Annotated in this window: 24 protein-coding genes; 12 read left to right on the top strand and 12 right to left on the bottom strand. The window is 74.6% G+C overall.

The features are described from left to right. Positions 1 to 59: 59 nt before the first annotated feature. The 3 genes from HOP40_RS16805 (at position 60) to sigJ (ending at position 3,105) form a co-directional block, all read left to right on the top strand. Complete coding sequence (locus tag HOP40_RS16805) at positions 60 to 1,379, top strand: DEAD/DEAH box helicase (protein WP_172159666.1); 1,320 nt, start codon at positions 60 to 62, stop codon at positions 1,377 to 1,379. A 113-nt stretch (positions 1,380 to 1,492) separates the two neighbouring features. Beyond that, positions 1,493 to 2,221 (top strand): HNH endonuclease family protein, encoded by a 729-nt coding sequence (locus tag HOP40_RS16800; RefSeq protein ID WP_240157719.1) that lies wholly within the window; start codon positions 1,493 to 1,495, stop codon positions 2,219 to 2,221. Positions 2,222 to 2,223: 2 nt separating this feature from the next. Next, positions 2,224 to 3,105: an RNA polymerase sigma factor SigJ gene (sigJ, locus tag HOP40_RS16795; protein ID WP_240157718.1), complete on the top strand. Its 882-nt coding sequence runs from the start codon at positions 2,224 to 2,226 to the stop codon at positions 3,103 to 3,105. On the opposite strand, the gene HOP40_RS16790 is transcribed toward sigJ, so the two are convergent. From HOP40_RS16790 to HOP40_RS16775, 4 genes are all read right to left on the bottom strand, one after another. Further along, positions 3,053 to 3,619, bottom strand: a complete 567-nt coding sequence (locus HOP40_RS16790; protein ID WP_172159664.1) for a carboxymuconolactone decarboxylase family protein — start codon at positions 3,617 to 3,619, stop codon at positions 3,053 to 3,055. The two genes, sigJ and HOP40_RS16790, sit on opposite strands and share 53 nt — an antisense overlap. Positions 3,620 to 3,712: 93 nt before the next feature. Next, positions 3,713 to 5,011 (bottom strand): deoxyguanosinetriphosphate triphosphohydrolase, encoded by a 1,299-nt coding sequence (locus HOP40_RS16785; RefSeq protein WP_275691360.1) that lies wholly within the window; start codon positions 5,009 to 5,011, stop codon positions 3,713 to 3,715. A 2-nt stretch (positions 5,012 to 5,013) separates the two neighbouring features. After that, the gene (locus tag HOP40_RS16780; protein ID WP_172159662.1) at positions 5,014 to 5,712 is read right to left on the bottom strand and encodes a YdcF family protein; all 699 of its coding nucleotides are present in this window, start codon (positions 5,710 to 5,712) and stop codon (positions 5,014 to 5,016) included. Continuing rightward, entirely contained in the window at positions 5,709 to 6,713 is a 1,005-nt protein-coding gene (locus tag HOP40_RS16775; protein ID WP_240157717.1) for an XdhC family protein, read from the bottom strand. Before HOP40_RS16775 ends, HOP40_RS16780 begins: the two co-directional genes overlap by 4 nt. A 230-nt stretch (positions 6,714 to 6,943) precedes the next feature. On the opposite strand from HOP40_RS16775, the gene HOP40_RS16770 reads away from it, so the two are divergent. From HOP40_RS16770 to HOP40_RS16760, 3 genes are all read left to right on the top strand, one after another. Then, entirely contained in the window at positions 6,944 to 8,305 is a 1,362-nt protein-coding gene (locus tag HOP40_RS16770) for a hemolysin family protein (protein WP_172159660.1), read from the top strand. Continuing rightward, complete coding sequence (locus HOP40_RS16765) at positions 8,302 to 9,300, top strand: hemolysin family protein (protein ID WP_172159658.1); 999 nt, start codon at positions 8,302 to 8,304, stop codon at positions 9,298 to 9,300. The genes HOP40_RS16770 and HOP40_RS16765 overlap by 4 nt, the downstream gene beginning before the upstream one ends. 90 nt (positions 9,301 to 9,390) lie before the next feature. After that, entirely contained in the window at positions 9,391 to 9,591 is a 201-nt protein-coding gene (locus HOP40_RS16760; protein ID WP_172159656.1) for a hypothetical protein, read from the top strand. 24 nt (positions 9,592 to 9,615) lie between these two features. On the opposite strand, the gene HOP40_RS16755 is transcribed toward HOP40_RS16760, so the two are convergent. The 3 genes from HOP40_RS16755 to HOP40_RS16745 form a co-directional block, all read right to left on the bottom strand. Further along, positions 9,616 to 11,013, bottom strand: coding sequence for a glycine--tRNA ligase (locus tag HOP40_RS16755; RefSeq protein ID WP_172159654.1), 1,398 nt, complete (start codon positions 11,011 to 11,013; stop codon positions 9,616 to 9,618). A gap of 411 nt (positions 11,014 to 11,424) precedes the next feature. Next, entirely contained in the window at positions 11,425 to 12,330 is a 906-nt protein-coding gene (locus HOP40_RS16750) for a hypothetical protein (RefSeq protein ID WP_172159652.1), read from the bottom strand. Between the two features lie 750 nt (positions 12,331 to 13,080). After that, complete coding sequence (locus tag HOP40_RS16745; protein ID WP_172159650.1) at positions 13,081 to 13,407, bottom strand: antibiotic biosynthesis monooxygenase family protein; 327 nt, start codon at positions 13,405 to 13,407, stop codon at positions 13,081 to 13,083. An 89-nt stretch (positions 13,408 to 13,496) separates the two neighbouring features. Between HOP40_RS16745 and HOP40_RS16740 the strand changes: the two genes are divergently transcribed. The 3 genes from HOP40_RS16740 (at position 13,497) to HOP40_RS16730 (ending at position 15,026) form a co-directional block, all read left to right on the top strand. Beyond that, on the top strand, positions 13,497 to 13,844 hold the full coding sequence (locus HOP40_RS16740) for an ArsR/SmtB family transcription factor (RefSeq protein ID WP_172159648.1): 348 nt from the start codon (positions 13,497 to 13,499) through the stop codon (positions 13,842 to 13,844). Next, positions 13,841 to 14,269: a Fur family transcriptional regulator gene (locus tag HOP40_RS16735; protein ID WP_240157716.1), complete on the top strand. Its 429-nt coding sequence runs from the start codon at positions 13,841 to 13,843 to the stop codon at positions 14,267 to 14,269. Before HOP40_RS16740 ends, HOP40_RS16735 begins: the two co-directional genes overlap by 4 nt. Positions 14,270 to 14,369: 100 nt before the next feature. Further along, complete coding sequence (locus HOP40_RS16730) at positions 14,370 to 15,026, top strand: hypothetical protein (protein WP_172159646.1); 657 nt, start codon at positions 14,370 to 14,372, stop codon at positions 15,024 to 15,026. Between the two features lie 6 nt (positions 15,027 to 15,032). Here the strand turns inward: HOP40_RS16730 and HOP40_RS16725 are convergent, their stop codons facing one another. Together HOP40_RS16725 and HOP40_RS16720 are read right to left on the bottom strand one after the other, a co-directional pair. Further along, complete coding sequence (locus HOP40_RS16725; RefSeq protein ID WP_172159644.1) at positions 15,033 to 15,419, bottom strand: hypothetical protein; 387 nt, start codon at positions 15,417 to 15,419, stop codon at positions 15,033 to 15,035. Between the two features lie 70 nt (positions 15,420 to 15,489). Then, a complete protein-coding gene (locus HOP40_RS16720; RefSeq protein WP_420821809.1) occupies positions 15,490 to 16,278 on the bottom strand; it encodes an isoprenyl transferase in 789 nt (262 codons plus the stop codon). 24 nt (positions 16,279 to 16,302) lie between these two features. Between HOP40_RS16720 and HOP40_RS16715 the strand changes: the two genes are divergently transcribed. Beyond that, positions 16,303 to 16,920, top strand: a complete 618-nt coding sequence (locus HOP40_RS16715; protein ID WP_172159641.1) for a class I SAM-dependent methyltransferase — start codon at positions 16,303 to 16,305, stop codon at positions 16,918 to 16,920. Then, positions 16,884 to 17,429, top strand: a complete 546-nt coding sequence (locus HOP40_RS16710) for a TrmH family RNA methyltransferase (RefSeq protein WP_205347211.1) — start codon at positions 16,884 to 16,886, stop codon at positions 17,427 to 17,429. The genes HOP40_RS16715 and HOP40_RS16710 overlap by 37 nt, the downstream gene beginning before the upstream one ends. Before the next feature lies 1 nt (position 17,430). On the opposite strand, the gene recO is transcribed toward HOP40_RS16710, so the two are convergent. Continuing rightward, a complete protein-coding gene (recO, locus tag HOP40_RS16705; RefSeq protein ID WP_172159639.1) occupies positions 17,431 to 18,210 on the bottom strand; it encodes a DNA repair protein RecO in 780 nt (259 codons plus the stop codon). Positions 18,211 to 18,281: 71 nt separating this feature from the next. On the opposite strand from recO, the gene HOP40_RS16700 reads away from it, so the two are divergent. After that, positions 18,282 to 19,016: a HugZ family pyridoxamine 5'-phosphate oxidase gene (locus HOP40_RS16700; RefSeq protein WP_172159637.1), complete on the top strand. Its 735-nt coding sequence runs from the start codon at positions 18,282 to 18,284 to the stop codon at positions 19,014 to 19,016. Positions 19,017 to 19,020: 4 nt separating this feature from the next. Here HOP40_RS16700 and HOP40_RS16695 read toward each other — a convergent pair whose 3' ends face one another. Then, on the bottom strand, positions 19,021 to 19,404 hold the full coding sequence (locus HOP40_RS16695; RefSeq protein ID WP_172159635.1) for a PPOX class F420-dependent oxidoreductase: 384 nt from the start codon (positions 19,402 to 19,404) through the stop codon (positions 19,021 to 19,023). Positions 19,405 to 19,446: 42 nt separating this feature from the next. Next, positions 19,447 to 20,370, bottom strand: coding sequence for a GTPase Era (gene era / locus HOP40_RS16690; RefSeq protein ID WP_172159633.1), 924 nt, complete (start codon positions 20,368 to 20,370; stop codon positions 19,447 to 19,449). Positions 20,371 to 20,418 lie beyond the last annotated feature (48 nt).

Raw genomic sequence — 20,418 nt, 5'->3', positions numbered from 1 at the left:
CCTCGGCGCCGAGCACCCCCGCCCCGCCCGAGGTCCTGTGGAGCGTGCCGGAGTCCGGCATGCCGTCCTTCGCCCAGCTCGGCCTGCCCGAGCCGGTCGTCAAGGCCCTGGCCGCGGAGGGCTTCACCGAGCCCTTCCCGATCCAGGCCGCCACGCTGCCCGACACGATCGCCGGGCGCGACCTGCTCGGCCGGGGCCAGACCGGCTCGGGCAAGACCCTGGCGTTCGGGCTCGCGCTGCTGTCCCGCCTCGCCGGCGGCCGCTCGCAGGCCCGCCGCCCGCGCGGGCTGGTGCTCGTGCCCACCCGTGAGCTCGCGACGCAGGTCGTCGACGCGCTCACCCCGTTCGCCCGGGCGCTCGGTCTCACCACCACCTCGGTCGTCGGGGGCATGTCGTTCAACCGGCAGGTCGCCGAGCTCAACCGGGGCGTCGACCTGTTGGTCGCCACGCCGGGCCGGCTCACCGACCACACCACGCAGCGCACCTGCGACCTGTCGGGCGTCGAGATCACCGCGATCGACGAGGCCGACCGCATGGCCGACATGGGCTTCCTGCCCCAGGTCCGCCGGATCCTCGACCTGACCCCGGCCGACGGCCAGCGGCTGCTGTTCTCGGCCACGCTCGACGGCGAGGTCGGCACCCTGGTGCGCCAGTACCTGACCGACCCGGTCACGCGGTCGATCGCGTCCTCCACCGCGCAGGTCGAGACGATGGACCACCACGTGCTGCACGTGGACCTCGCGGCCAAGCCGCGCGTCGTCACCGAGATCGCGGCCCGCGACGGGCGCACGATCCTGTTCGTGCGCACCAAGCACGGCGTCGACCGGCTGGTCAAGACGCTGCGCCGCGACGGCATCAACGCCGGCGCGCTGCACGGCGGCAAGGCCCAGAACGCCCGCAACCGGGCGATCGCGGAGTTCAAGGACGGGCGCACGCCGGTCCTGGTCGCCACGGACGTCGCCGCGCGCGGCATCCACGTCGACGACGTGTCGCTCGTCGTGCACGTCGACCCGCCGGCCGACCCCAAGGACTACCTGCACCGCGCGGGCCGCACCGCGCGCGCGGGCGACTCGGGCGTCGTCGTCACCATGGTGACGCCGCAGGAGCGCCGCGACGTCGACCGGCTCACCCGCCTGGCCGGCGTCCGCGCCACCAACACCGACGTCGCCCCCGGCGACGCGGCGCTGGAGCGCATCACCGGTGCCCGCACCCCGTCGGGCGTGCCGATCATCGAGCCCCCCAAGCCGGCCCAGCAGCCGCGCGGCTCCGGCCGTCGCTCCCGCAGCGGCGGCGGCGCCCCCCGCGGGGCCGGCGCACCCGGCGTCGGTCGCAGCGGCGGCGGTCGTCCGCGCTCCGGCGGACGCCGCTCCGCGGCCTGATCCACCGACGCACCCACGAGGCGCGGCTCCCCACCGGGGGGCCGCGCCTCGCGTCGTCGGGCGGTCGGCGCGCCGCCGGGACCCGGGGCTCCCCGGGCGGCATCCTGGGACCGGTGCGCCGGCCCCTGATCCCGATCCTGCTCGCCGTCCTGCTGCTCTCCGGCTGTGCCGGACTGGAGTTCCCGGACCTCTACGACCTTCCCGACCTGACCGTCCCCGCGGCCCCCTCGGCGCCCGTCGGCGACGCCGCCACCGCGCTGGCCGCCCTGCCCGTCAAGGGCCGCGCCCCCAAGACCGGCTACGACCGCGACCAGTTCGGCCGCCGCTGGGCCGACGTCGACCGCGACGGCTGCGACCAGCGCAACCAGGTGCTCGCCCGCGACCTCACCTCCGTCGAGTTCAAGCCCGGCACGCACGACTGCGTGGTCCTGAGCGGCGCGCTGCTCGACCCCTACACCGGCGACGGCGTCCCGTTCCTGCGCGGCGAGGCCACCAGCGCCGACGTGCAGATCGACCACGTCGTGGCTCTGTCGAACGCCTGGCAGACCGGTGCGCAGCAGCTCGACCCGGTCACCCGCGAGCTGTTCGCCAACGACCCGCTCAACCTGCTCGCCGTCGACGGCCCCACCAACGGCTCCAAGGGCGACGGCGACGCCGCCACCTGGCTGCCGCCGGCGCGCGGCTACCGCTGCGCGTACGTGGCGCGGCAGGTGGCGGTGAAGGCGACGTACGGTCTGTGGGTGACCGCCGCCGAGGCCGACGCCATCGCCCGGATCCTGGAGGGCTGCCCCGGCGAGCCCCTGCCGGTGTCGGCGCTGCCCGCGTCGCGGGCGGCGGGCTGACCGTGGGCCCGGCCGATCCGGCGGCGTTCGAGGTCGAGCGCGCCCACCTGCTGCGGGTGGGCTACCGGATCACCGGGCGCCTCGCCGACGCCGAGGACGCGGTGCAGGAGGCGTGGCTGCGCTACGCGGCGCAGGACACCGCGCCCGACGACCTGCGCGCCTGGCTCACGACCGTCGTCGCCCGCCTGTGTCTGGACCGGCTCCGGTCGAGCGCGGCCCGCCGCGAGCGCTACGTCGGCCCGTGGCTGCCCGAGCCGCTGCTCACCGGCGACGACCCGGACGACCCGCTGCACGCCGTGGTGCTCCACGAGGACGTGCGGATGGCCGCGATGGTCGTGCTGGAGCGGCTCAGCGCGCCCCAGCGGGTCGCGTTCGTGCTGCACGAGGCGCTCGCGCTCCCCTACGCCGAGATCGCCGCCGTGCTCGACTGCCCGGAGCCGACGGCCCGCCAGCACGCGGCGCGGGCGCGCCGGATCGTCGCCGCCGCGCCGGTCCCGCCCCGGCCGCGCACCGAGGAGCAGCAGGCGGCGCTGGCCGCGTTCGCCGACGCGATGGCCCACGCCGACGTGCGGGCGCTGCTCGCCGTCCTGCACCCCGACGTCGTGCTCGTCAACGACGGCGGCGGCGAGGTGGCCGCGGCGCGGCGGCCCGTCGTCGGGGCCGAGAAGGTCGCGCGGCTGCTGCTGGGCCTGCTGGTCCGCTACGGGCCGGGGATGCTGCAGGGCGAGGTGGCGCTGGTCAACGGCGACCTGGGCCTCGTCACGCACGACCCGGCCGCCGTCACCGTGCTCACGGTGGACGACGGCCGGATCGTCGGCCTGCACAGCGTGCTCAACCCCGCGAAGATCGCACCGCGCACGCCGCGTCGAAGCCCTGGTCGGTGATCCCCAGCGCGTGGTTCATCCGGGCGCGCATGTTCTCCAGCGCGATCGCGTGCGTGAGCTCCAGCAGCCCGGCGGGCCCCAGCGCCGCCTCCAGCTCCGCGACCTGCGCGTCGGTGACGGTCGGCGGCTGCGCCGTCACGGCGTCGGCGTAGGCGATCGCGAGGCGCTCGTCGTCGGTGAACAGCGGGCTCGTCGCGTGGTCGTCGACGTGGCGCAGGCGCTCCACGTCCAGGCCCTCCAGGCGCTGCAGCATCGTGCCGAAGTCGACGCACCACGCGCACCCGACGACCGTCGCGACCCGGTAGACCGCGAGGTCGCGCAGCCGCGCGGGCAGCACCCGCGACGCGCGCTCGTAGGACAGCTCCGACACCAGCCCCGCCCAGAACAGGCCGCGGTGGTGCCGCGCGACCGCGATCGGCTCCGGCACCGCCCCGAACCGCTTCTCCAGCACCCGGTACACCAGTCGCCCGAGCACCCCGGCCCGCTGCGCGGGCACCGCCTCGATCCGTGCCATGCCGTCCTCCACCGCTCGTCGTGCGTCCTGCCCGTGGGACGGGGAGCCGGAGGCCGGCGTGACGGGACATGACGGGCGTCACACCTGCGGGTCCTACGCCTGCGCCGCACCGACCCCCTCGGTCAGCGCGCGGTGGCGGGCGACGGCCTGCTGGTCGGTGAGCAGCGCGACCTGGTCGACGACCACGCGCCGCCGGGCCGCGTCGTCGGCGGCGGCGAGCCAGTCCTCGGCGAGCACCGGGTCCAGCGCGGCGGGCGCCCCGGCGAGCAGGGCGTCGGCGAGCTCGGCGAGCAGCTCGCGCTGGCGCCGCTGCATGGCCAGGCGCTGTGGGTCGCTCATGACGTAGCGCAGGGCGACGGCCTTGAGCAGCGCCACCTCGGCGGCCGCGCGGGGCGGGACGACGAGGTCGGCGGCGTAGCGGACGAGCGGGCGGTCGCCGTGCGTCGCACGCGTGGCGTCGACGGCGGCGAGCACGAACCGGCCGACGAGCTCGCTGGTCAGCCGCTTGAGCGCGACGTGCGCGGACGTCGTGGCCGTGGACGGGCGGAACCCCCGCACCGCGGCGACGACGGGCAGCGCGAGCAGCACGGAACCGGCCTCGTCGAGCGCGCCGGGGTCGGCGCCGAAGTGCGACACCGCGGCGGCGGCGAGCGCGGCGCGCTCGGTGGGCGAGCCCAGCGCGGCGAGGTCGATCCGGCCGGACAGGATGCCGTCCTCGACGTCGTGCACCGAGTACGCGACGTCGTCGGACCAGTCCATGACCTGCGACTCCAGGCACCGCCGGCCCGCGGGCGCGCCGTCGCGGACCCAGGCCAGCACGGCCGCGTCGTCGGCGTACGCGCCGTACTTCGTCGTGTCGGGCCGGCGCTCCCACGGGTACTTGGCCGACGCGTCGAGGGTGGCGCGGGTGAGGTTCAGCCCGGCCGCGACGTCGCCGTGGCCGATCTTGGGCTCGAGCCGGGTGAGGATCCGCAGCGTCTGCGCGTTGCCCTCGAACCCGCCGCACGCGGCACCCCACGCGTCGAGCGCGACCTCGCCGTTGTGCCCGAACGGCGGGTGCCCGATGTCGTGCGCGAGCCCCGCGGTGTCGACGACGTCGGGGTCGCAGCCCAGCTCCTCGGCGATCCCGCGCCCGATCTGCGCGACCTCCAGGGAGTGCGTGAGCCGGGTCCGCGGCACGCCGCTGATTTCCGCGCCCTCCCCCGGCCCGACGACCTGCGTCTTGCCCGCGAGCCGCCGCAGCGCCGCGGAGTGCAGGACGCGCGCGCGGTCGCGGGAGAACGGCGTGCGCCGCTCGCTGCCGGTCTTGGGCGGCTCGGGCAGCAGGCGCTCCCGGTCGTGCGCGGAGTAGGCAGGCACGGAGTAGGCGGGCACGGGGTACGTGTCGGGCACGCTCAGCCGAGGCCCGAGTCGTCGCCGCCGGTGTCGACCGAGGCGTGCGTCAGCCGGTAGAACAGCAGCGCCGCGGTCTCGCGCAGGATGTAGCGGAACTGCGTCTCGCGCGTCTGCACCGCGGGCCCGCTGCGGGTGGGCGAGCTCCACGCCTCGAGCCCGGCGTCGCGGGCCATCGTGCGGGCGCGCAGCGAGTGCCACGGGTCGCTGACGACGAGCGCGGTGCTCCAGCCGTCGGCCTCGGCGCGCGCGGCGACGGCCTCCAGGCTGCGCAGGGTGTCGGAGCCCTCCCCCACCGCGACGATCGCGTCGGCGGGCACGCCACGCTCGATCAGGTAGTCACGCCCGGCCTGCGCCTCGGTGAAGGCGTCGCCGACGGCCGAGCCCCCGGTGGTGACGATCAGCGGCGCGACGCCCTCCTCGTAGAGCACCTGCGCGTGCCGCAGCCGCCACGCGAAGATCGAGCTGGGCTCCCCGTCGTACTGGGCGGCGCCGAGCACCACGACGGCGTCGACGGGGCGGCGGTCGTCGACGCGCGCCACCTGCCACACCCGGAAGGCGGTGCCGCCGACGATGAGCGCGGCCAGCAGCAGCGCACCGGCGACGAGCCGGGTGAACCACGCGGCCCGGCGGCGGGCGGGCGGGCGCAGGCGGACGGTCGGCGCCTCGTCGCGGTGGTACGGCGACGCCGGGACGCTCATGCGCCGATCCGCCCCGGTGCCGCGGCCAGCGCGGCGCCCGCGCGGCCGGCCCGCTCGGCCACGACCTGCGCGACGATCGACACCGCGGTCTCGGCCGGTGTGCGCGCGCCGATGTCGAGCCCGACCGGGCCGTGCACGCGGGCCAGCCCGTCCTCGGTGACGCCCGCGGCCAGCAACCGCTCGCGCCGCGCGGCCTGGGTGCGGCGGGAGCCGAGCGCGCCGAGGAAGCCCCGGCCGTGGCGCAGACCGGCGAGCAGGGCGGCGTCGAAGGCGGGGTCGTGGTCGAGCAGCACCAGGACGTCGGCGTCGGTGAACGCCTCGACGGCGGCGACGGTGGCGTCGAGGTCGGACTCGGAGCGCGCCGCCCAGCCGAGCAGGTCGGCCTGGCGCGCCAGGGCGTCGCCGATCGCCCCCGCGCCCACGACCAGCACCGACGGCACCGGCACCCACAGGTCGAGCAGCAGGTCGCCGGCCTCGGTGGGCACGACCTCGGTGACGGTCGCGCCGCGCCGCAGCAGGGCGCGGGCGGCGGTGACGGCCGCTTCGTCGAGGGCCGCGGAACCCAGCGCACCGGTGACGGTCTCCAGGCCCGGCCCGGTGAGGACCAGCACCGTGGCGCCGTCGGCGGTGGACACCAGCGCGGCGGGCGTGCCGTTCTCCAGCGCCGCGCCGAGCACCTCGGCGTGGCCGGCGGGCAGCGGGTGCCCGAGCAGCGTGGCGCCGCCCGCGCAGGCGAGCCCGGCGTCGATCGCCGCGGACTCGGCGACGTGCGCGTCGCGCGTGCCGGGGCCGGCGACGGACTCGGCGACCAGCGGCAGGGCGGAGTCGTCGAGCGCGCCGCGGTAGAGCTCGCCCGCGCGCTCCCCGCCCGCCGTGCCGACGACGATCTGCCCGCTCTCGACGGTGCCGAAGCCGTGGCGCGACAGCACCCGCACGACGCCCACGCCCGAACCGGACAGGCGGCGCAGGGACGAACCGAGATCACGGAGGGAGGCACTCACAGTCGCCAGGGTAGCGGTGCCCCGGAGGGTGAAGCCGGTGACAGCGGCCCGTCCGGACGCGACGACCGGGGACCGGGGCCCGTATCCTGGCGAAGATCGCCGGGCGCCCCGGGAACCATCGGCAGGCGCCCCGCGTCGAACCGGGCGGAACGCCCGAGTTCGGGCCCTCACGAGACAGGAACCATGGACCCGTCCGACAGTACGTGCACCGCCCTCGCAGGGCGGTGCACGTGATCAGCACGATCCTCTCCCTCCTCCTCGGCATCGCCGTCGTCCTCGCCATCACCGCGCTGACCGGCTACTTCGTCGCCCAGGAGTTCGGCTACATGGCCGTCGACCGCTCCCGGCTCAAGGCCCGCGCAGGCGCGGGCGACGCCGGTGCGCAGCGGGCGCTCGGCATCACCGACCGCACCTCGTTCATGCTCTCGGGCGCCCAGCTCGGCATCACCGTCACCGGCCTGCTGGTCGGGTACGTGGCCGAGCCGCTGATCGGCGAGAGCGTCGGCACGCTGCTCGGCGGCGTCGGCGTGCCGCAGGGCGTCGGCATCGCGATCGGCACGGGCCTGGCCCTGCTGTTCGCGACCGTCGTCCAGATGGTCTTCGGCGAGCTGTTCCCGAAGAACCTCGCCATCGCCCGTCCCGAGCCGGTGGCCCGCGCGCTCGCGCTGTCCACCGCCGTCTACCTGCGCGTGTTCGGCTGGCTCATCCGGATCTTCGACGCGGCCTCGAACCTGCTGCTCAGGGCCCTGCGGATCGAGCCCGTGCACGACGTCGAGCACTCGGCCACGCCGCGCGACCTGGAGGCCATCGTCGACGAGTCCCGCGACAGCGGCGACATCGACGAGGAGCTCTCGGTCCTGCTCGACCGCGTCCTCGACTTCACCGACCGCACGGCCCGCGCCGCGATGATCCCCCGCCCGCGGGTGGCGTCGGTGCAGGCCGACCAGACGGTGGCCGAGCTCGTCGCGATCATGGCGTCGGGGCACTCCCGGCTGCCGGTGCTCGGTGACGGCGCCGACGACGTCGTGGGCGTCATCTGCCTGCGCGACGTGCTGTCGCTGGAGGGCCCCGACGGTTATGGGCAGAGCCTCAGCGCAGTCCGGGTGGCCGACATAGCCCGCACGCCCGTCCTCGTGCCCGCGTCCCTGCCGCTGCCCGCGGTGCTGGAGCGGCTGCGCGAGGCCGACGACGAGTTCGCCTGCGTCGTCGACGAGTACGGCGGCCTGGCCGGCGTCGTCACGATGGAGGACATCGCCGAGGAGCTGATCGGCGAGATCACCGACGAGCACGACCCCGCCGGGCGCGACGCCATCCGCGTCGGCGACGGCGACTGGACCGTGCCCGGCACGCTCAACATCGACGAGGTCGAGCGCCTCGTCGACGCCGACCTGCCCGACGGCGACTTCCACACCATCGGCGGTCTGGTCATCGACCGGCTGCAGCAGCTGCCCGAGGTCGGCGACACCGTCGTCCTGGAGGCCGACGAGGGGCGGCGGCTGTCCGTCGAGGTCGTCACGGTGGAGCGGCGCGTGCCGGCCACCGTCCGCCTGGCCTTCGTCCCGGCCCCGGTCGCCGCGGAGGTGCCGGCATGAGCACCGCCGTCTCCCTCTGGATCACCGTCGCGCTCGTCGCGCTGAGCGCGTTCTTCGTCGCCATCGAGTTCGCGCTCGTGGCGGCCCGCCGCTACCGGCTCGAGGAGGCCGCCGAGACCAGCGCGGCCGCCCGGGCCGCGCTGAGGAGCGCGAAGGACCTCTCGCTGCTGCTCGCCGGCTCGCAGCTGGGCATCACGCTGTGCGTGCTCGGCCTCGGCGCGGTGAGCAAGCCCGCCGTGGAGTCGCTGCTGGCCCCGCTGTTCGGGGGCCTCAACGAGTCGCTGGCCGGGGTGCTGTCGTTCGTGCTGTCGCTCGTCGTCGTCACGTTCCTGCACCTCGTGGTGGGTGAGATGGCCCCGAAGTCGTGGGCCATCGCGCACCCCGAGCGCTCGGCGACGCTGCTCGCGCTGCCCATGCGCGGGTTCATGGTCCTCACCCGGCCGCTGCTGCTCGCGCTCAACGGCATGGCGAACTGGTGCCTGCGCCGCGTCGGCGTGGAGCCGGTCGACGAGCTCGGCGAGGGCCGCAACCCCGACGACCTGCGCGAGCTGGTCGACCACTCGGCCAGCACCGGCGACCTGGACTCCGACCAGCGCGACCAGATCCTCTCCGCGCTCGACCTCGACCGCGCCCCGCTGCGCGACATCGTGCGCCCGCGCGCGGAGGTGGCCGGCGTGCCGGCGACCGCCACCGTCGAGCAGATCCGGGAGGCCTCGCGCACCAGCGGGCACCTGCGGCTCGTCGTCGGTGACGCGCAGGAGCGCCCGGTCGGCGTCGTGCACGTCCGCGACGCGCTGGCCGGCCCGGCCACCACCACGGCGGCCGACCTGATGCGGCCGGTGGCCACGCTGTCCGCCGACACCGCCATCCACGACGCGCTGCGGGCGATGCGCGAGGAGCGCAACCACCTGGCGCTCGTGGAGTCCGACGGCGAGCTGCTCGGCCTGGTCACGCTGCAGGACCTGCTCGACCGGCTGATGCCCGCTCCGGCCTGAGCCCACCCGGCTTGAGCCACCCGGCCTGAGCCACCCGGTCGGGGTGCCGCGGACTCGCGGCACCCCCGCCGGCGGTCCTACGATGCCGCGATGAGCGCCCCGACCCTGCGACCGGCCGATCTCGACGACACCGCGCTGGCGAAGGTCCGCGCGCTGGAGTCGCAGCTCGGCGTGCCCCTCGTCGCGTACGCCCCGCAGACCCCCTACGCCCCGCTCACCGACGCGCAGGTCGCGGAGCTGCAGCGGGCGGAGGCGGAGCTGGGCGTCCAGCTCCTGGCCTACCGCCCCTGACGCCGCTTCCCGGGGCGCGTCCGCTCAGCAGCCGAGCAGGCGCGTCGCGAGGTAGCCCTCCACCTGGTCCAGGGCCACGCGCTCCTGGGCCATGGAGTCGCGCTCGCGGATGGTCACGGCCTCGTCGTTGAGGGTGTCGAAGTCGACCGTGATGCAGAACGGCGTGCCGATCTCGTCCTGGCGGCGGTAGCGGCGGCCGATGGCGCCGGCGTCGTCGAACTCGATGTTCCAGTTCTTGCGCAGCTGTGCGGCGAGGTCGCGGGCCTTGGGCGAGAGGTCGGCGTTGCGGCTCAGCGGCAGCACCGCGGCCTTGACCGGCGCGAGGCGGCGGTCCAGGCGCAGCACGACGCGCTTGTCGACCCCGCCCTTCGCGTTGGGCGCCTCGTCCTCGGAGTAGGCCTCGATGAGGAACGCCATCATCGAGCGGCCGACGCCCGCCGCGGGCTCGATCACGTACGGCTTGTAGCGGGTGCCCGAGGCCTGGTCGTAGAACGACAGGTCGACGCCCGAGTGGTTGCTGTGCGTCGTGAGGTCGAAGTCGGTGCGGTTGGCGATGCCCTCGAGCTCACCCCACTCCTGCCCCTGGAAGTGGAACTTGTACTCGATGTCGACGGTGCGCTTCGAGTAGTGGCTCAACTTCTCCTTGGGGTGCTCGTAGTGGCGCAGGTTCTCGCGGGCGATGCCGAGGTCGACGTACCAGTCGGTGCGCTGGTCGATCCAGTACTGGTGGATCTCCTCGTCGGTGCCGGGCTCGACGAAGTACTCCATCTCCATCTGCTCGAACTCGCGCGTGCGGAAGATGAAGTTGCCGGGCGTGATCTCGTTGCGGAAGCTCTTGCCCATCTGGCCGATGCCGAACGGCGGCTTCTTGCGCGAGGTCGTCTGCACGTTGAGGAAGTTGACGAAGATGCCCTGCGCGGTCTCGGGCCGCAGGTAGTGCAGGCCCTCCTCGGTCTCGATCGGGCCGAGGTGCGTCTTGAGCATCATGTTGAAGTCGCGCGGCTCGGTGTACTGACCGCGCGTGCCGCAGTTGGGGCACGGGACGTCGGAGAGGTCCTCCTCGGTCGCCGCCTTGCCGGTGCGCTCCACGTACTCCTCGGCCAGCTGGTCGGCCCGGAACCGCTTGTGGCAGCTCTGGCACTCCACCAGCGGGTCGGTGAACACGCCGACGTGCCCGGACGCGATCCACACCTGGCGGGGCAGGATGACCGAGGAGTCGAGGCCCACGACGTCGTCGCGGCCGGTGACGACGGTCCGCCACCACTGCTTCTTGATGTTCTCCTTGAGCTCCACACCCAGGGGCCCGTAGTCCCACGCCGACCGCGTACCGCCGTAGATCTCGCCGGAGGCGAAGACGAATCCGCGGCGCTTAGCGAGCGCGACGATGGTCTCGATCTTGGCGGAACTGGGCGAGCTGGCCACGGGGTTGTACTCCTGGACTGCGGGGACGAACGGAAGAGTCCAGCGTAGCGACCTCCCCCCACCGGCCTTCCCGCGCGTTGTCCGCCTTCCCGCGGGGCCGTGGTGGTCCCGCGGCGTCCGGGCTCCCGCGCGCTGTCCGTGCTCCCGCGAGGCCTCCGTGCCCCCGCGCGGCTGACCCGCGTTCCCGCGCAGCCTCCGTGCTCCCGCGCGCCGTTCGTGTTCCCGCGCGCCGTCCGTGCTCCCGCGCGCCGTTCGCGTTCCCGCGCGGCCTCCCTGCTCCCGCGAGGCCTCCGTGCCCCCGCGCGGGCTCCCTGCTCCCGCGCGGCCTCCGTGCTCCCGCGCGCCTTTCGTGTTCCTGCGCGGTCCCGGGGGCGCGCGGGAGCCGGGAACGTGCGCGTGACGGGATCCGACCTACTCCAGCGCACGGCGGAGCCTGCGGTCGACGGCGTCGAAGGGCCGGATCTCGGACCAGGTCCAGCGGACGACGCTCCGGGCGACCTCGCGCAGCGCGTCCTCCCGCACCTTCTCGGCAAACACGACGTCGCCGGCGGTCTGCCCCGGCCGCAGCAGGCGGCCGTACTTCACGAGCCCGTCGAACTCCCCGACGACACCGCGATCCGGCCACCAGAAGTCGACCCGGCCCAGCGCGGCACCGTCGGCCGAGAGCAGCGGAACCTGCAGCACCGGCGCCGGCAGCCCGGCCAGCATGATCGCCACCCGGCTCCGCGACTCCCCCGGGCTCTCCGCGCGCCCGTCGGCGAAGGCCAGGACCCGCAGGGCCGCCGCGGTGCCGCAGCGGCGGCCGGGACGCCCGACGGCGGCGGCGAGCGAGGCCGGCGTCACCAGCCCGCGGTGCAGGGCGTCGTCCGCGACGACCACGGCCTGCTCGAACGGCAGCGTCCGCGCCAGCGCGGCGACCGTCGCGGCCGCCGAGGTCACGGCGATCCCGTCGACCGTCACGACATCGTCGGCCTCCAGCGGCGCCACGTGCAGGTGCAGCTGCGCGCTGCGCCGCCCGCCGGAGCGGCCGTCGCGGCTGACGTGCACCCGCGACAGCGGCACGTCCCACAGCGCGATCCCGTGCAGGACCGCGGCGGAGGCGTGGCTGACGACGACGCCCTCCCCCAGCTGCGCCACCGCCGCCCGCACCGCGAGGGCGTGCCGGTCCTCGGGCCGCCGCAGCCGCTCGTCGCCGGGCTCGACGTAGGCTCCGCGCCGCACCGACACCACGCCCCGGCCGCCGCACAGCCGCCGGACCTCGTCGTCGCTGTAGCCGCGGGCGGTCAGCTGCGACCGCAGCACCGGTGGGCGTCCCATGAGGACAGCGTCCCGGCGCGCGAGCCTCCGCGACACCCCCACCGCCCGGCCTGTGGACAACTCCCCCGCACTCCCGCCGCGCTCCCACCCCACTCCCCCCGCACTCCCGCGCGCGTTCCGGGTTCCCGCGCACCGACCACGCTCCCGCGCGCCCCCGGGACCGCGCGGGAGCAGGAAACGCGCGCGGCAGCCGGGAACGCGCGCGGGAGCGGGGTCAGCGCAGCGCCCCGACCCGCTGCCGGCATGTGCACAACTCGGCCGAGGTGGCGCACTACACGTTGCCGCCCGCCCCCGCGCGTCTCGATTCCCACGCCGTCGACGTTCCCCCGCTCCGCTCCCGCGCGCGTTCCGGGCTCCCGCGCACCGACCACGCTCCCGCGCGCCCCCGGGACCGCGCGGGAGCAGGAAACGCGCGCGGCAACCGAGAACGCGCGTGTGAACGGGGTCAGGCCGCGCCACGAGCCCGCCGCCCAGCCTGTGCAACTCCGGGCAACTCCCGCACCGTCCACGTCCACGTCCGCTCCCGGCGCCTTCCGTACTCCCGCGCACCGTTCACGCTCCCGCGCGCCCCCGGGACGCGCGGGAGCACGAAACGTGCGCAGCAACCAGGAACGCGTGCGGCAGCGGGAGACACGCGCGGCAGCAACCGCGCGACAGCGGAAACGCGTGCGGCAGCCGGAAACGCACGCCGCAGCCGGGAACGCGGGCGGGAACGAGGATCCAGAGGGAGCGAGGATCAAGCGGCCCGCGTCAGGCCAGCAGGCTCGGGTGCTCCGTCACCACCCCACCCACCCCGTCCACCAGGGTCTCGTAGGTGGCCGGCTCGTCGGCCAGCGCCTCCGACAGCAGCGGCACCACGTGCTCCCGCACCGGGAACGGGGAGAGGGCGCGGCGGTAGGCGTCGACCCCGGTGAACCGGACCGACAGCACCCACCGCCGCGGGTCGTCGACGGCACGGCCGAGCTGCCCGCCCAGCGCGCCCTCGGCGGCGGTCAGCAGCTCCAGGGCGCGGGTGCCGCGGGCGAGGAAGGCGGGGGCGTCGGCGGGGTCGACGGCGAAGCGGCACAGGAGCAGCACGACCGCGAACGTACTGCGGGCCTACCATGGGGGCGCGGCCGACATCGATACTCGATACCGACTGGCGGGCCGCAGGATGGGGAACACCGATGTCGATCGTGGCCGAGGACTCCGCGCACGAGGCCGGACGGGCCGCGCCCGCCCCGGTGCGCACGCCGCGCACGCTGGAGGCCGCGGGCGACCTGCTGCGCGCGCTCGCCGCGCCGGTGCGGATCGCGATCGTGCTGCAGCTGCACGAGTCGCCGCGCTGCGTGCACGACCTCGTCGACGCGCTCGGCGTCACCCAACCGCTGATCAGCCAGCACCTGCGCGTCCTCAAGTCCGCCGGGGTCGTGCACGGCGAGCGGCACGGCCGCGAGGTCCTGTACTCGCTGGTCGACGACCACCTCGCCCACATCGTCGTCGACGCCGTGGCGCACGCGGAGGAGGGCCGGTGACCCAGCCGACCGCCCAGCACGGCCCCGCGACGCGCGTCCTGCGGGCCACCCGCCAGCGGGCCGCCGTGTCGGCCCTGCTCGACCGGCTCGACGACTTCCGCTCCGCTCAGGAGATCCACGAGGAGCTGCGCCGCGCGGGCGACGGCATCGGCCTGACGACGGTCTACCGGACGCTGCAGAACCTGGCCGACGCCGGCGAGGTCGACGTCCTGCGCACGGGGTCGGGCGAGGCGGTGTACCGGCGCTGCGAGTCCGCGCACCACCACCACCACCTCGTCTGCCGGCGCTGCGGGGCGACCGTCGAGATCGAGGGACCCGACGTCGAGAGCTGGGCCCAGCGCGTCGCCGAGCAGCACGGGTTCTCCGAGCTCAGCCACACCGCGGAGATCTTCGGGCTGTGCCGCGACTGCTCCGCGGCGGTGTGAGACCTGCGTCTCAGACTGAGTCATCCGGATATCGGGTGCGGCGTTAACGTCCGGCTCCTGCACGGTCGATGTCGCAGGTGGAAGCAAGGAGACGTCCCCCATGAGTGAGCCCGGAACCAACGGCGACGAGGCCGCTGCGGACGAGACGAACGGGGCCTCCCCGAACGCGGTCCGCAAGCTCGACGCCCCCGAGTCCGAGGAGCTCGCGCAGCTGGCGGCGGTCTTCGAGGACCTCCAGTACGTGCTGCGCTGCTGCGAGCACCTCGTCACCGCGCTCGCCGCGCCCGACGCCGGTCCCGTCCAGGTCGCCACCGACGACGCGCTGGTCGAGGCGCTGTGGACGGGCGCGCTGATCGGCTACGTCCGCTGCTTCTCAGCCCGCATCGGCATCCTCTCCGACGACGACGTCAAGGAGCTGGAGCTGCCGGGCACCGAGATCACCGCGGCCGACTTCCACTCCATGCTCAAGAAGCTGCGCGACCACTACGCCTCGCGGCACGTCAACCCGCGCGAGGCGTTCACCATCGGCGCGGCGCAGGCCAACGACGGCTCGCTGATGGGGGTCGCGGTCGTCTCGGCGCCGCGCCCGATCGTCGACGACACCACCGTGCGCCTGCTGGGCCGCATCGCCTACTCGCTCTCGGGCTACATCGACGGCCGCATGCAGGAGGCGCAGAACAAGGTGCTGGGCGTCGCGCGCGACATGAGCACGCTGCAGCTCAGCTCGCTGCCGCTCGTGCACCTCGCCGAGGTCTAGTCCCCGTCAGGAGGAGCCGACCAGCTCCGCCCGCAGGCCGGACGCGCTGCTCACGACGAGCATGAGCAGCGTGCCCATCGCCTTCTCGTCCAGTCCGTTGGCCGGGAACGCGTAGCGCAGGGTGACGTCCCAGCCGTGCTCGCCGCGGATGACCTTCGGCGTGCCGAACAGCCCCTCCCCCGCCCCGAGCGCGATGCGGGTGGGCACGTCCTGCTCGACCGGCAGGTCCCAGGCCACGACGCACATGAGGTTGAGGACGGGCAGGCCCTCCTCCAGGTCCATGCCCTGCACCACGCACAGCACGCCGCCGTGGGCGAAGGTGAGCGAGCCGTCGTCGTCGACGGTGACGTCGTGGTAGTTCTCCAGCGCCTTGCGCGCGACGTCCAGGCTCACGAGTCCTCCTCGCTGTCGCTCGTCGGCCGCGTTCGCGGCTGCTGCGTCGATGACGAGCTCGCACGCTCGCTCATGAAGCACTCTCCGGGGTGTCGAGCGCGCCGCCGAAGCGGCGGTCGCGCCGGGCGTAGATCTCGACGGCCTGCCAGAGGTGGCGGCGGTCGAAGTCGGGGAACAGGGTGTCGAGGAAGACCATCTCGGCGTAGGCCGACTGCCACAGCAGGAAGTTCGACGTCCGCTGCTCCCCCGAGCTGCGCACGAACAGGTCGACGTCGGGCATGTCGGGCTCGTCGAGGTACCGCGCGATCGTCCGCTCGTCGATCTTGCCGGGCTTGATGCGGCCGTCGGCCACCTGCTGCGCGATCTGGCGCACCGCGTCGGCGATCTCCGCGCGGCCGCCGTAGTTGACGCACATCGTCAGCGTGAGGACATCGTTGTCGCGCGTCTTCTCCTCCGCGACCTCGAGCTCCCGGATCACGCTGCGCCACAGCCGCGGGCGCCGCCCGGCCCAGCGGACGCGCACGCCGTGCTCGTGCATCTCGTCGACGCGGCGGCGGATGACGTCGCGGTTGAAGCCCATGAGGAAGCGCACCTCGTCGGGGCTGCGCTTCCAGTTCTCCGTGGAGAAGGCGTAGGCCGACAGCCAGCGGACGCCGACGTCGATGCAGCCCCACGCGACGTCCATCAGTGACGCCTCGCCGCGCCGGTGCCCCTCGATCCGCGGCAGCCCGCGCGCGTTGGCCCACCGGCCGTTGCCGTCCATCACGAGGGCGACGTGGTTCGGCACGAGCTCGCGCGGGATCGCCGGGGGGCGCGCGCCCGTCGGGTGCTGCGGCGGGGGTGAGACCACGACCCGCACCCTACGGAGGGGATACTCCTGGGCGTGCAGGAGCACTACTTCACGTCGAGCCCTTCGACACCGAGCCGTCCGGACTCCGTCCGCGTCGTGCTGCCCGACGTCGACCTGACGCTGGCCACCGACAGCGGCGTCTTCTCCGGCTCCCGGCTCGACCGCGGCACCCGCATCCTGCTCGAGCACGCCCCGATGCCGCCCCGGCGCGGCCCGCTGCTCGACCTGGGGTGCGGCTACGGCCCCATCGCGATCACCCTGGCCACGCGGCGCCGCCGGCTGCCGGTGTGGGCCGTCGACGTCAACGACCGCGCGCTCGACCTCACCCGCGCCAACGCCGCCGCCCTGGGCAACGTCACCGTCGCCCGCCCGGACGAGGTGCCCGACGACGTCGCGTTCGCCGGCATCTACTCCAACCCCCCGATCCGCTCGGGCAAGGGCGTGCTGCACGGGATGATGGAGCGCTGGCTGCCCCGCCTGGCGCCCGAGGGCCGCGCGTTCCTCGTCGTGCACAAGCACCTGGGGTCCGACTCGTTCGCCGACTGGCTCACCGGCCGCGGCTGGCCCACCACCCGCCTGACGTCCGTGCAGGGCTACCGCATCCTGGAGGTGTCGTGCAGCAGCTCGGAGGCACCGCGCTCAAGCGCCTGAACCGCACGTGGCGGCGGCGGGCGACCATGCAGGTCGGGCTGATGCTGCAGGACGTGGAGTCGCCGTTCAACGTCGGCGCGATCGTGCGCTCGGCCGCCGTGCTGGGCGTCGACCACCTCTACCTGATCGGCCGCTCCGCCGACCCGACCACGCCCAAGGCGCAGAAGCTCGCCATGGGCACCGACCGGTACCTGCAGGTCCGGGGGTGCGCGACGGTGCGCGAGGCCGTCGACGCCGCCCACGCCGACGGCTACCACGTCGTCGGGCTGGAGCTCACCGACACCGCGAAGCCGCTGCACGAGCTCGACCTGCGCCGCGACGTGTGCGTGGCGGTGGGCAACGAGGCGCGGGGCATGTCGACGGAGATGCTGAACGCCTGCGACGGCGTCGGCTACATCCCGCAGCTGGGCAAGGTCGGCTCGTTCAACGTGGCCTCGGCGGTGAGCATCGCGACCTACGAGGTGCGGCGCCAGGAGTGGGCGGACGCGACGGACGAGCCGGACGACTAGCTCAGTCCTGCGCCACCGGCAGCGGCCCGTCGGGCGTGGGCGCCGTGGCCGCCCGCCGCTCCACGAACGGCAGCGAGCGGAGCTGGCGCTCCAGGTGCCACTGCAGGTGCGCCGCGACCAGGCCGCTGGTGTCGCGGCGCGTGGCGGGGCCGGTGGCGTCGGCGGTGGCCCAGTCGCCGTGCAGCAGGGCGTCGAGCAGGCGGTAGGTCTCGGGCGTCGGCAGGACCGAGCCGGGCGGGCGGCAGCGGGGGCAGACGGCCCCGCCGGCGGCGATGTTGAACGCGGCGTGCGGCCCGGGCTCGGCGCACCGGGCGCACTCGGTGATCGCGGGGGCCCAGCCGGCGTGGGTCATGGCCCGCAGGAAGAACGCGTCGAGCACCAGGGACGCGTCGCGCTCGCGCGCCGACAGCGCCCGGATCGCGCCCACCACCAGCAGGTACACCCGGACGGCCGGCTCCCCCTCCTCGGCGACGAGCCGGTCGGCGGTCTCCAGGACCGCGCAGCCCGCCGTGTACCGGGAGTAGTCGGCGATGATGCCGGCGCCGAACGCGTCGACGGTCTGGGCCTGCGTGACGATGTCGAGCGAGCGCCCGGTGTAGCACTGCACATCGACGTGGTTGAACGGCTCGAGCCGCGCCCCCCAGCGCGACTTCGTGCGCCGCACCCCCTTCGCGACGGCGCGGACCTTGCCGTGGCGGCTCGTGAGGATCGTGACGATGCGGTCGGCCTCGCCGAGCTTCTGCACGCGCAGCACCACGCCGGTGTCGCGGTACAGGGTCACGCTCCGAGCCTACGGATGTCCGGCCGCGCACGCACTTGACGCAGGGCACCCTTACCGGGTGGAGTGCCCGCATGGGCACCCCGCAGAGCGCGACCGAGGCCACCGACGCCGAGCGGGCGCGCACGCTGGCCGCGACCGTCCACACGGGGGCGCTGTCCACCGTCGGGCGCGGCGGGTTCCCCTTCGGGTCGGTCGTCACGCACGCCGTCGACGGGCTCGGCCGGCCGTTGCTGCTGCTCAGCGACCTGGCCGAGCACACCGGCAACCTCACCTCCGACCCCCGCGCGTCGCTGCTCGTCGCGCAGCAGGACGTCGGCGACCCCCTGTCGCTGGCTCGCGTCACGCTCGTCGGCAACGTCAGCCAGCCGCCCCCCGACGAGCGCGACGCCGCGCTGGAGGCCTACCGCGCCGTCCACGACGCCTTCATCGGCACCGACCACGGCTTCCGCATCTACCGCATGGAGATCGGCTCGGTGCGCTACGTCGGCGGGTTCGCGCGGATGAGCTGGGTGCGCGCGGAGGACTACGCGGCCGCCGAGCCCGACCCGCTGGTGCCGCACGTCGCCCGGATCGTCGAGCACATGAACGACGACCACGCCGACGCCCTCGTGACGTTCTGCCGCACCTACGGCGAGCGGCCCGACACCGCCACCGCGGAGATGACGGGCTGCGACCGCTACGGCTTCACGGTCCTCGCCGACGGCGCCCCGCTGCGCCTGGCGTTCCCGCGGCGCGTCGACACCCCCGACGAGGTGCGCGCGGCGATGGTCGAGATGGTGCGGGCGGCGCGGGCGCTGTCGACCTGACCCCTCAGGCCACGTCCCGCGAGAACGACGTCAGCGCGTGCGGCTCGACGTCGGGCTCGCTGATGCCGAAGCTGATGATCCGCGCCGGGTGCAGGCGGATGAGGTCGCCCACCACCTCCGCCCGGCCCCGGACCTCCAGGCACCGCACGCGCCACGGGTCGCGCGACGCCAGGTCGTCGACGACGAACGCCGCCCGCCCGTTGTCGGCGACGTTGCGGTACTTGCGGCTCGCGGTGTTGTGGAAGCCGCCGATGTCGATCGTGCCGAGCTCGGCGTTGTAGGTGAACCCGACGGGGCTGTTCTGCAGCGTCCCGTCGGGCCGCTGCGTGGCGAGGCGCCCCAGGTCCTGGCTGCGGAGGTAGGCGATCTCGAAGTCGTGGAAGGTCACGCGGCCCAGTGTCGGACCTGCACCCGACTCGAGGTCAAGGCCCTAGAAGCCCAGCTTGCGGAGCTGCCGGGGGTCGCGCTGCCAGTCCTTGGCGATCTTCACGTGCAGGTCGAGGAACACCTTCGTGCCCAGCAGCGCCTCGATCTGGCGGCGCGAGTCGGTGCCGACCTGCCGCAGCCGCTCCCCGCCCTTGCCGATCACGATCCCCTTCTGGCTGGACCGCTCGACGTAGATGTTGGCCGTGATGTTGAGCATCGGCTCGGCCTTGGGGTGCCGCTCGCGCGGCGCCATCTCCTCGATGACGACGGCGATGGAGTGCGGCAGCTCGTCGCGCACGCCCTCCAGCGACGCCTCGCGGATCAGCTCCGCGACGAGGATCTCCTCGGGCTCGTCGGTGAGGTCGCCGTCGGGGTAGAGCGGCATGCCCTCGGGCAGCCGCTTGACGAGCAGGTCGGCCACCAGCTGCGTCTGGTACCCGTCCTTCGCCGAGCACGGCACGATCTCGGCGAACTCCATGAGCTGGGAGAGCTCGGTGAGCCGGGCCAGCACCTGCTCGGGCTCGGCGAGGTCGGTCTTGGTGACGACGCCGATCACCGGGGTACGGTGCGCGACCCCGCGCAGCTCGTTGACGATGAACTCGTCGCCGCGGCCCACCGGCACGTCGGCCGGCACGCAGAAGCCCACGACGTCGACCTCCGCCCACGTCTCGCGGACGACGTCGTTGAGCCGGCTCCCGAGCAGCGTGCGCGGCTTGTGCAGCCCCGGGGTGTCGATGACGATCAGCTGCGCGTCGGGGCGGTGCAGGATGCCCCGGATCGCGTGCCGGGTCGTCTGCGGCCGGCTCGACGTGATGGCAATCTTCTGCCCGATCAGGGCGTTCGTCAGCGTCGACTTGCCTGCGTTGGGGCGGCCGACGAAGCACGCGAAGCCCGAGCGGTAGCCGTCGGGGACGTCGGCGAACCTCACGACGCCCACCGGGGTCGTGAGTGAAAAGCAGTGCTCTGGCACTCTTTT

Origin of the sequence: Pseudonocardia broussonetiae, from assembly GCF_013155125.1 — a bacterium.
Classification (GTDB): domain Bacteria; phylum Actinomycetota; class Actinomycetes; order Mycobacteriales; family Pseudonocardiaceae; genus Pseudonocardia; species Pseudonocardia broussonetiae.
This window is presented reverse-complemented; position numbering and strand designations above follow the sequence as displayed.

Bases quoted from the DNA above. Each gene is read 5' to 3' on its own strand.
- HOP40_RS16805 (WP_172159666.1), top strand. From the start codon at position 60: ATGCCGTCCTTCGCCCAGCTCGGCCTGCCCGAGCCGGTCGTCAAGGCC.
- HOP40_RS16790 (WP_172159664.1), bottom strand. From the start codon at position 3,619: ATGGCACGGATCGAGGCGGTGCCCGCGCAGCGGGCCGGGGTGCTCGGG.
- HOP40_RS16780 (WP_172159662.1), bottom strand. From the start codon at position 5,712: ATGAGCGTCCCGGCGTCGCCGTACCACCGCGACGAGGCGCCGACCGTC.
- HOP40_RS16765 (WP_172159658.1), top strand. From the start codon at position 8,302: ATGAGCACCGCCGTCTCCCTCTGGATCACCGTCGCGCTCGTCGCGCTG.
- HOP40_RS16760 (WP_172159656.1), top strand. From the start codon at position 9,391: ATGAGCGCCCCGACCCTGCGACCGGCCGATCTCGACGACACCGCGCTG.
- HOP40_RS16750 (WP_172159652.1), bottom strand. From the start codon at position 12,330: ATGGGACGCCCACCGGTGCTGCGGTCGCAGCTGACCGCCCGCGGCTAC.
- HOP40_RS16740 (WP_172159648.1), top strand. From the start codon at position 13,497: ATGTCGATCGTGGCCGAGGACTCCGCGCACGAGGCCGGACGGGCCGCG.
- HOP40_RS16730 (WP_172159646.1), top strand. From the start codon at position 14,370: ATGAGTGAGCCCGGAACCAACGGCGACGAGGCCGCTGCGGACGAGACG.
- HOP40_RS16700 (WP_172159637.1), top strand. From the start codon at position 18,282: ATGGGCACCCCGCAGAGCGCGACCGAGGCCACCGACGCCGAGCGGGCG.